Consider the following 2204-nt stretch of genomic DNA (forward strand, 5'->3'; position numbering starts at 1 on the left):
CAATTCCTGCCAAAAACATTTTGGCAGGGATTGCTGAAGCACTTTTAATTCTTTATGAAAGAAAAAATATATTATTACTCCGATTACTAACAGTATATTTAAAATAATATAACATTTCTTTTCTGTTTTGCTACCGATATATTCCATTGTTAAGTTTAAAGTGCAGATAAACCTGCCATCAGGCTTGCTCCCATTGCCACAACTATAACCGCCGGAACTAAAGAAATAATCGAAGTAACAAGACCCGCAATCGCCATACCTCTTCCAGCATTATGTGCGTGTAACGATACGCCACCTAAAATGACTCCAATTAATGCCAAAACAAACGGTACATACGGTATACAGCAGGATAAAACCAATGAAAGAATACCACATACCATAGACGCAACTGCCATTCCAGAACCGCCCTGCGGCTGATTATATGGCATATCCTGTACATTATATACCTGTTCTTCCTGCTTAGGTGGTTGTACTATAGGCTCACTTTTTTTTATTTTTTGTCCACATTGGGAGCAAAAAACAGCATCGGACGGATTCTCTGTCCCACAATTTGTACACTTCATCTTTTATCTCCTCTTTTTCTTTACATTTATACAAAACCTATTAGGTGCTATATTCATTTCTATTCTCTGGCTGCTCCACAGTTCGTACAGAACTGACACTTCTCCGACATTTCAGATCCGCAATTTGTACAAAACCATACCTGTTCCGAAGGATTATCCTGCTTTGGTGTAACTTCTGATTTCTCAACAAACTCCGCTTCTGCCACTACAAGTTTTACCGCTCCTAAATTCAAACGATCACCTGCTTTAACTGCCATTGGAGACGTAATCACATTGCCATTTAATATTGTATGGTTATGAGAACCCAGATCTTCTACATACCATCCATCTTCATGGCAGCTAAATTGACAATGCATTCTGGATACCGATTTTTCATTTTCAATCACCATACAGCACTGTTCTGCACTTCTTCCCAAAATCCCCGAATCTGTACTTTCACAAACATATAAATTGGTTGGTTTTTCCAAATCCTGTAAAACAATTCTTCCCTCTATTTTCTTTTCTTCTGGCTTTTTGAGAACCGGTGGAGTCCATACTGGTTCTGCTTTCGGCTCTGGCTGTGTCTTTAATAAGCTGCCACAATAAATACAAAATTTAGAACCATCCATCACTTTTTTTCCACATTTTGTACAAAACATCCCACACACTCCTTTTCTATACAGCAGCAGTTTAAAATTTCAAAAAATTTTAAACTACTGCTATTGCAAGTACAAAAATTACCAATCGTATTCTTCCGATGTTTCTTCTTCATCCGGTCTATATGTACCACTCTCAACTTTAAGAATAAAATTACTGATGTCGCCTTCATCTACATACAGTTCAGCAAGTCTTTTTCTCGCTCTTGCTTCCCACTTCTGCTTTTTATCCGGTAATTTTTTATAAGACACTCCAGCCGTTGCTTCTTTGTATTGCTCAGCCAATTCTTCTTTTTTATCTTTAATAATATCAACATTGTCCTCCTGGACAATCGATCTCTGATCCCAAAGTGCTGAACCAGCTAGTAACGGAAGCCACTGTTCTCCTCCACCCTTGCTGTTAATAATATTTTCCTCATTGCGGTACCACTCTTTTCCCGAATCATCATAACGAATGGTAATGCTTCCATTCGTCTGCTGGGTATTTCGTCTTAATGAGCCATCCGGTTCTGCATAATATGTATATCCTCCATATTCAATGGATCCGGTTTTCATTGCACCACTATCGTTCATAATGTATTTCTTTCCATCAACCGTAATAGCCCCGGTTAACATCCTGCCCTGCTTGGATGGATCCATATAATACCATACGCCATTTACCTGCTGCCATCCAGTTAACTGAGCACCATTTTCGGCAAATAAGAACCAGTTTCCATTTCTCTGTTGAAGCCATCCCTGAGCCATATTTCCGCTTTCATCAAATCCATACACTACGCCATCCAGCGTAATAATCTGATCACGGGCGTATTCTCCGCTGTCATACCGATACTTATATCCGGTTCCATTTGCCTCCCATCCAGCAAAAGCAGGAACTACCGTCATTAATGAGATAATTGCTGCCGATAAACCTAATACACTCATTTTCTTTTTCATAACCATTACCTCCTGTTTTTAATTTTACTCCAGACGCTCAAATGCCGGATCCAGAGCTGGCTGCGCTGACTGT

General features: G+C 39.3%; 3 protein-coding genes. All 3 read right to left on the reverse strand.

From position 1 onward, the window contains the following. Positions 1–155: 155 nt before the first annotated feature. The 3 genes from QVO97_RS06945 to QVO97_RS06955 all read right to left on the reverse strand — a co-directional run bounded on the left by QVO97_RS06945 (position 156) and on the right by QVO97_RS06955 (position 2131). Entirely contained in the window at positions 156–563 is a 408-nt protein-coding gene (locus QVO97_RS06945) for a DUF4190 domain-containing protein (RefSeq protein WP_022359637.1), read from the reverse strand. Between the two features lie 59 nt (positions 564–622). Beyond that, on the reverse strand, positions 623–1201 hold the full coding sequence (locus QVO97_RS06950; RefSeq protein WP_022359638.1) for an FHA domain-containing protein: 579 nt from the start codon (positions 1199–1201) through the stop codon (positions 623–625). Between the two features lie 78 nt (positions 1202–1279). Continuing rightward, positions 1280–2131, reverse strand: coding sequence for an N-acetylmuramoyl-L-alanine amidase family protein (locus QVO97_RS06955; protein WP_022359639.1), 852 nt, complete (start codon positions 2129–2131; stop codon positions 1280–1282). Positions 2132–2204 lie beyond the last annotated feature (73 nt).

The organism is Clostridium sp. CAG:43 (assembly GCF_000434655.1).
In the GTDB taxonomy this organism is placed as follows: domain Bacteria; phylum Bacillota; class Clostridia; order Lachnospirales; family Lachnospiraceae; genus Otoolea; species Otoolea fessa.

Bases quoted from the DNA above. Each gene is read 5' to 3' on its own strand.
- QVO97_RS06945 (WP_022359637.1), bottom strand. From the start codon at position 563: ATGAAGTGTACAAATTGTGGGACAGAGAATCCGTCCGATGCTGTTTTT.
- QVO97_RS06950 (WP_022359638.1), bottom strand. From the start codon at position 1,201: ATGTTTTGTACAAAATGTGGAAAAAAAGTGATGGATGGTTCTAAATTT.
- QVO97_RS06955 (WP_022359639.1), bottom strand. From the start codon at position 2,131: ATGAAAAAGAAAATGAGTGTATTAGGTTTATCGGCAGCAATTATCTCA.